4 protein-coding genes are annotated in these 7,127 nt (G+C 52.6%); all 4 read right to left on the bottom strand.

The window, feature by feature from the left end:
• Positions 1 to 557: 557 nt before the first annotated feature.
• The 4 genes from FP815_16060 to FP815_16045 are packed head-to-tail and all read right to left on the bottom strand — an operon-like array spanning position 558 to position 7,040.
• Positions 558 to 3,704, bottom strand: coding sequence for an efflux RND transporter permease subunit (locus tag FP815_16060; GenBank protein MBA3016444.1), 3,147 nt, complete (start codon positions 3,702 to 3,704; stop codon positions 558 to 560).
• Positions 3,691 to 4,965 (bottom strand): efflux RND transporter periplasmic adaptor subunit, encoded by a 1,275-nt coding sequence (locus tag FP815_16055; protein ID MBA3016443.1) that lies wholly within the window; start codon positions 4,963 to 4,965, stop codon positions 3,691 to 3,693. The genes FP815_16060 and FP815_16055 overlap by 14 nt, the downstream gene beginning before the upstream one ends.
• Before the next feature lie 15 nt (positions 4,966 to 4,980).
• A complete protein-coding gene (locus FP815_16050; GenBank protein ID MBA3016442.1) occupies positions 4,981 to 6,405 on the bottom strand; it encodes a TolC family protein in 1,425 nt (474 codons plus the stop codon).
• Positions 6,402 to 7,040 (bottom strand): helix-turn-helix transcriptional regulator, encoded by a 639-nt coding sequence (locus FP815_16045; GenBank protein ID MBA3016441.1) that lies wholly within the window; start codon positions 7,038 to 7,040, stop codon positions 6,402 to 6,404. Before FP815_16045 ends, FP815_16050 begins: the two co-directional genes overlap by 4 nt.
• Positions 7,041 to 7,127: the final 87 nt, after the last annotated feature.

Here is a 7,127-nt window from a genome sequence, read left to right as displayed (position 1 = left end):
TGGGTCAGATTTGGTTGCGCCGATTGAACAAAACCGCAGGCGTAGCAGCGCTACGTCGAGGATTTTGTGATTGAGTCGCGACCAAAGATGGCCCAAAGCCGGGATGCGTTATGGTAAATTGGTATTTTCCGCGTCCCTAAGCACTGTGCGGCCTTTTTATTATGACGTTTCTCGTACCTTCCAAAGTATAGTGATTCGGAAGTCAACATCACAGAATTGTAACTGAATAGCCGACCCTTTTCTTGAAATCAATCACTTTATGAAGATGAGTTTGAGGTCCAGTCGTAGGGCTTTGCTATCACTGATTTTTCTTGAACTACACCAAGTGAAGACGTTTAATTCAAGAAGGATAATTATGCTTCTTGAGTCTGTTTCTGATTGTTCGGGGGCAGGATGCCGTTTTGTCTTGGGCAGGAAGAGGGGTAGGGCCCTCTAGCTCTTGTCCGGCTGTCGCCGAGAACCAAGAGGACAGAGCAGTTGAGTGACTTTGACGGTTTGCTGGGAGAAGAAACTGGTTCAAACTTTTCTTCTTTCACTTTGTCAGCGTTGTTGCATTTTCAGCCTAAGGCGTTGTCCTCTGCCGCGATTGTCTTTATTGGTGGGGTTGTCTGTAAGCCAAAAATATGACGAATGGCTATCTTGATATCTTCCAGAATAATAAAGAGAGCTGGGACCAGTACCAGGACGATGACGGTCGAAAAAAGGATGCCGAAACCGAGTGAAATTGCCATGGGAATGAGGAATTTTGCCTGCCGTGAGGTCTCTAGGATCATTGGAGAGAGGCCGAAGAAGGTGGTGAGAGTGGTCAGCATGATGGGCCTGAACCGCTGGATGCCGGCGTAGATGATGGCAGAGAAGTGGCTGTAGCCTTCAAGGACCCGCCGGTTGGCGCAATCGATCAGCACTAGGGCATCGTTAACCACGACCCCTGATAGGGCGACAATGCCGAACATGCTTAAGATGCTTAAGTCATAGCCCATAATCAGATGGCCAATAATGGCACCGACGATTCCGAAGGGGATGCTGACCATGATGATAGCCGGCTGAAAATAACTGCGGAAAGGAATGGCAAGTAGCACATAGACCAAGAGCATGGAGATCATCATGCCGCGGCCGAGGGCCACCATGCTCTCTTTGCGGTCTGCCTGTTTGCCTTCGAAGCCATAAGCCAGGCCGGGGTATTTTTGCATCAGCTGAGGCAAGGTGTCTGTGGTGATGGAGTTAAGCACCAGGTCTGCCTGGTTGCGCGGGGTCACATCAGCAGTGACACTTACCACCCGCCTGCCGTCACGCCTGGTGATGGCGGTAAAGGCCTTGCCCCGCTTGAGTTCGACCACGTCTCGAAGCGGAACTTTGATTCCCTTCGGGGTGGTAAGCAGCATCTCCTCGAGAAAGTACTCGGACTTACGTTCCTCCTCCGGATTGCGCACCATGATTCTGATCTCGTTGCGGCCCCTGAGTTGTCGAATGACCTCAGTGCCATAGTAGGAGTTTCGTAACTGTCGGGCCACGTCAAGAGGGTTTAATCCGAGCTGATAGCCGACAGGTTTAAGGGTAAAGTCGATCTGGTCCTTGCCTGGGGTGAAGCCGTCGTCGATATCGGAGACGTTGGGGAAAAAACCGAGAGCTGCTGCCAGCTCACCACTTGCCTTTTCTAGCACGTCGGTGTTTCGGTGCTGGAGTTCGACGGTCAGCCCGGCCCCGGAACCGGGGCCGCCGAAATCCGATTGGAATTTCATGGTTTCGATGCCGGCAATATTGCCGGTCGCTTTGCGCCAGCGGTCGGTAAAGTCTGCGGTTTGCACTGATCGCTCCTCCGGTGGGATCATGAAGACCTTCACCCAGGTGCTATTGCTGTTGACAAAGGAGAGTATCCCCTCTACCTGCTGCTCCCGTCCAATTTTATTGATCAGCTGGTTGGCCGAGGCCAGAAGTCGATCATGCACTGCCATGGTATCCTCCACCGCTACCCCTACCGGCAGTTCTGCTGTGGCATACGAGAAATCAGATTCTACCTTAGGGAACATGATAATGCCCATCCGGCCGCTTTTTACATACGCCACGGCAATCAACAGGGTGACCAAGCCGATGGTGACACTGATATAGCGGTAGCGCAGGGAGAAGCGCAAAAATGGTCCGTATACATTTTTGATCAGAGAGGTAAGGCCATGGGAGACCTTTTGCTGCTGACGGGTGATAAAGATCATGATCGGATTCTTTAGTTCTTTCTGGTGGCTCAGATGGGCTGGCAGCACGAAGATAGATTCGAAAAGGGAGATAAGGAAAACCGAAACCACTACCACCGGAATATTGCAAAAGATCTTGCCCAATGTCCCCGGGACGAAATAGAGGGGCATGAAGGTGACAATATTGGTTAGAATCGAGAAGGTTACCGGCCCTGCGACCTCCCGCGCCCCCATCACTGCAGCCTCCATGGATCCGTAGCCGCGTTGCTTGAAGCTGTACACGTTTTCGCCAATTACGATGGCATCGTCAACCACGATCCCAAGTGAGATGATGAAGGCGAAGAGTGACACCATATTGATGCTGACCCCGACCTGGGGAATGAGCAGCAGGGCTCCGAGAAAGGAGATAGGGATTCCCATGGTTACCCAGAAAGCAAGTCGTGCCTCAAGAAAAATACCAAGCAGAATGAAGACTAATCCCAGCCCGAAATAACCGTTTTTCAGTAATAGCGCCATTCGTTGCCGGAAGGCCTGCGAGTCGTCGTTGACCGTGGCAACATGGATCCCGTCAGGCAGGGTCTGGCGTAACGTTTCGACGTGTTTCTGGACGGCATCGGAAATCGAAATCGGTGTTTGGTCTCCGACCCGAAAGACGTTGATGCCTAGAGCTGGCATTGTGTTGTAGACCAGGAACTGGTCGGTCTCTTCGAAGCTGTCTTTTATTGTTGCGATTTCCCCGAGGGTGACACTGGTGCCGTCGGCTCCGGTGACCACCGGGATAGAGGAGAACTCCTCCTGAAAGTCGCGACGTTCGGTCATCCGCACCAGGATCTCGCCACCCCTGGTCTTGATGGAGCCACCGGGAAGATCGATGGAGGCGTTTTTGATTTTAGCGGCAATGTCACTAAGTTTGAGGTTATAGCGCCTTAAGTTGTCTTGACTTACTTCGATGGCCATTTCAAGGGGGCGGTGTCCCTGCAGTTCTACCTGGGTGATGCCCTTGTCCTGCAGCAGTTGGTCGCGAATGGTCTCGGTTACATCACGGAGCACTGAGCGTGGCTGATTGCCATACAGGACCAGAGTGATGACCTGATTCTTGCGGGAGGGGATGGTGACTAAAGGTTCTTCCGCCTCGTCGGGAAAGGAGGTGATGCGGTCTATCTCGTTTTTGATGTCGGTCGCCATCTGTTGCAGATTGGTGCCGGTGACCGCCTCTATGGTAACTCTGCCGCTACCTTCGCTTGCCACCGAAGAGATTTCTTCAATGCCGTCCACCGACTGGATAGCCTCTTCTATCGGTAGGACAATGCCTTCTGCCACCTCTTCCGGGCTGGCGCCGGGATAGATTACCGAGATAATCACCTGATCGAGGGTGAACTCAGGAAAGACCTCCTGCTTGATTTGAAGGCCCCAGAGAAGGCCGCCAACCAAGAGAAAGAGCATCACCAGGTTGGCGGCAACCGAGTTTCCAGCCATCCAGGCGATGGGACCATGTTTGACGGAGTTACCGTTGTTCATGCTCGTTACCTTGTCCTGTTTGTTGATCTTCACCGGTGATTGTCTTGGTATCGTTTATGATGAGCGGCATGCCTTCCACTGGAGCTGCCACTTGCGAAGTAATGATTCGATCACCGGTCTTAAGCCCAGCACCAATAAAGACCTGTGCGCTATTTTTCCAGACCACTGAAACCGGCTGGATATGCAGAGTCTGCTCTTGGGAAACCACTAAAACCGTCTTGTCGTCCTTAAGGGCGGAGCGTGGCGCTTGATACACCTTTTCCAGCATTTTCCCGGTGATTTCGACCCGGACAAAACTGCCCAGCAATAGCGGGTTTCTCCCTCCAGTTGAGGCCATAGGGTCGTCCACCTCAATGAGAAGTTTGGCCATCAGTCCTTGTTGCTCCACATCAGGCAAGAGTTTGATGATTTGGCCGGTGCGTGGGCCATCATGATTGGCAAACACCTGGACTGGAGAGCCAGGTCCTTTGGTGTCCGGCAGGCTGAACCAGGAAAGTTTATCCTCTGGCACGGAGACTTCGGCCCAGAAGGCGTCAATGCCGACCAAGGAGGCAAGTTGCGACTGACTGCCAACCTGGGAGCCGAGATCAATATTTTTCTCTTTGATCACTGCGTTAAAAGGCGCTTTGATTACTGTCCGTTCCAGATCAATCTCCACCCGCTTGATATCAGTTTTGGCGGAGGCTACGATGGCCTGGATTTTTTCCAGCTGCGGTTTCCGCAGGGCAAGATCAATGCTTGAGGTATCAAAACCGTCACTACGACGCTTGATCAGCTCCCATTCCTGACTGGCAACGGTTTGGTTGCCCTCTTCGATGCGCAGATCGGCCAAGGCCTGTTGCAGGAGATTCTGCTTGCGTTTAAGTTCGAGCTGGTAATCGGTGTCGTCCAGTCGAATAATGACTTCCCCCTGGCTGATTATTCCCCCTGGAACAAATTGCGGATGGAGATACTTGACGGTGCCGGCCACTCGTGCCTGCAAGGTGATCTGACGGGAGGGGACCATGCGGCCAAGCGCTTCGATCGTCACCCTGGTACTGGAGTGAGTTACGGTCTCGGTCTCCACTAATACCTGCATCTTGGTCGGGGGCTTTTTCTTGGCGATAGGTTTTGTCTTTATTAAAGCAATTGCGACTCCCCCGCCGAGGGCAAGAATAACGAGAATAATGAAGAGTGCAGCCAATCGTTGTTTCCATGACCGCTGAGGTGTTGGCAGATCAATAGGGATTTCGCTGTTGTTAGCCGGATTTTCTTCTTTCATGTGACAACCCTTTCTTTATAGTCTCAATGACGACAGGCTCCTAGAGACTTGATTCGTTTTTTTCAGGTAGTGGCTCATCCAGGAGCCGCCCAGAGCTTTGTGGAGCCGGATTCGTGCAAGCATCATCTTTTCTTCGGAGGTGATCAGATCCTGCTTCACCTGCAACACATTTAACTCTTCTTTTAAGACATTGAGAAAACCGGTGCCTCCATTGAGATATCGGGTCCTTGCCTCCCTGATGGTGCGATCGGATAACTCTTGCTGTCGGTTGAGAGAGGCAATAGATGTGTGATATTGAAGTTCATCGGCCAGGGCATCCTCCACTTCACGGATGGCGGTGAACACCACCCGGCCGTAAGCGGCCAGACGCTCCTCGGCGATTACCCTGACCCGCTCCACTTCATTGCGGCGACGCTTCCCGTCTAGGAGGGGTGCGACCATGTTGGCTGCAAGATTGCGGAGCCAGTTGTCAAACAGAGAACTGAGTCCATCCGAACTGTAGGTGTGCGAGGCGGTGAGTTTCAGGGTTGGCAAGAGGTCCGCCTTGGCTACTGTGATATCGTGCTGGCCGGCGGCAAGCCGCATGCCGGCGGCCAGGATGTCCGGACGCTGATCTAAGAGGTCGGCAGGCAGACCGACACCAGGAATCTCCGGCAGAGCAGGGAATTGATCCGCCTGTAGTTGTTCGTTGTCGAGGCGTGCTTTGCCGAGCAAAAAGGCCAGCTGTCTTTTGATCGTCTTCTCCTTGCTTGTTAAGGGGATAAGAGCCGCTTCCAGCTTTTCGATGGCTTGCTGTTGTTGGTAGATATCAAGTGCAGTCGCTTTGGCTAGCGGAAATCTGAGGAGGATCAGTTGGAGCAACTCTCGTTGTAGTTCGAGTTGCTGCTGGAAAAGTTGCTGCTGTTGGCGAGTTGAGATAAGGGTAATCCAGTTTTCTGCAACCTGACCACTGACGCTGAGCAGGGCAGCTTTTGTGTCCTCTGCCGAGGCGTTGGCAAGCAGATCCTCACTGGTTATTTCTGCCTGTACCCGGCCCCACAAATCGATTTCGTAGCTGGCAGAAAGAGCAAGGGTCCAGTTATCGCTGCCGAGGGTTTGGTTGTTGTCGCTTCTGCGGTCCGTGTGTCCTGCTCCGCTGCTTGCTGAGAGCGCTGGCCACTGGGCTGACCCTGCCTTAAGGGCGGCGAAGTGGGCCTGGGACATTCTGGCGTAGGCTTCGCGGAGTGAAAAATTTTTATTCACCGCTTCGCTCATCAGGGTGTTGAGTTCCTTGCTGTCAAGATCCTTCCACCACTCTGTCGAAAGATCAATCGATCCTGGGGGCGCAGAAAACTGCTGTGGCAGCGCATCAAGCTGCGGGGGGGGAGGATTCTGCTGCCGGGTTAGGCAGGAGGAAATAATTGGTAACAGTAGAAAAAGGAGAAAGGTTCGCAAGTTCATTTAGATTTAACTCCTCCGTAACAGCGGAGCCCGGCCAGGGAAAAATCAGTGATGTGTCTGGCAAAGGACACGGCGTCTTCAAGACCGACCGGTCTGCGTTTCAGGTGATGGCGTCGCCCTTTTTCGGTCAGACCGAGGAAGAGGCACTGACTGATAATGCTGTGGCTCATGCGGAAAATGAGTTCGTCATCGGCCGGTTGGCTGTATACTTCTTTGATCAGCGCCTCCACCTTGGCTCTTTTGTCGGAGATGATCTGACTGACCAGCGGGCCGCTTTCGTCGGTGGGTTCGGCCATTTCCTTGGTCATGAGTTTACAGTAGTTGCCGGTCATTTCCGTGCTGAGAATTCTTTGCAAGAGGACAAGAACAAATTGATAAAAACGCTCTTGGACCGGGATGTTATTGCCGTCCTTGAAGGGGTAGAGGGCTTCCGCCTGGGCATGGGTGTACTGGATGACACTGCGGTAGAGACCCTCCTTGCTACCGAAATGGTAGTTGACAGAGGCGATGTTGGCTTCGGCCCTTTTGCAGATCTCGGCCACCGAGGTGCAAGCATACCCTCTGTCGCTGAATAAAATGGCAGCGCTATCGAGTAGTCGTTGCCTGGTATCTTTTTTTTGATTCTGATCTGTCACTTACCCTCCAAAAGAGATGTTGGCGCTTACCAAATTCCTAAGTTAACAGGTCTTGCTACGCATGATTATTTGTAACTACTCAGGTTG

The organism is Desulfobulbaceae bacterium (assembly GCA_013792005.1).
GTDB lineage: Bacteria > Desulfobacterota > Desulfobulbia > Desulfobulbales > VMSU01 > VMSU01.
This window is presented reverse-complemented; position numbering and strand designations above follow the sequence as displayed.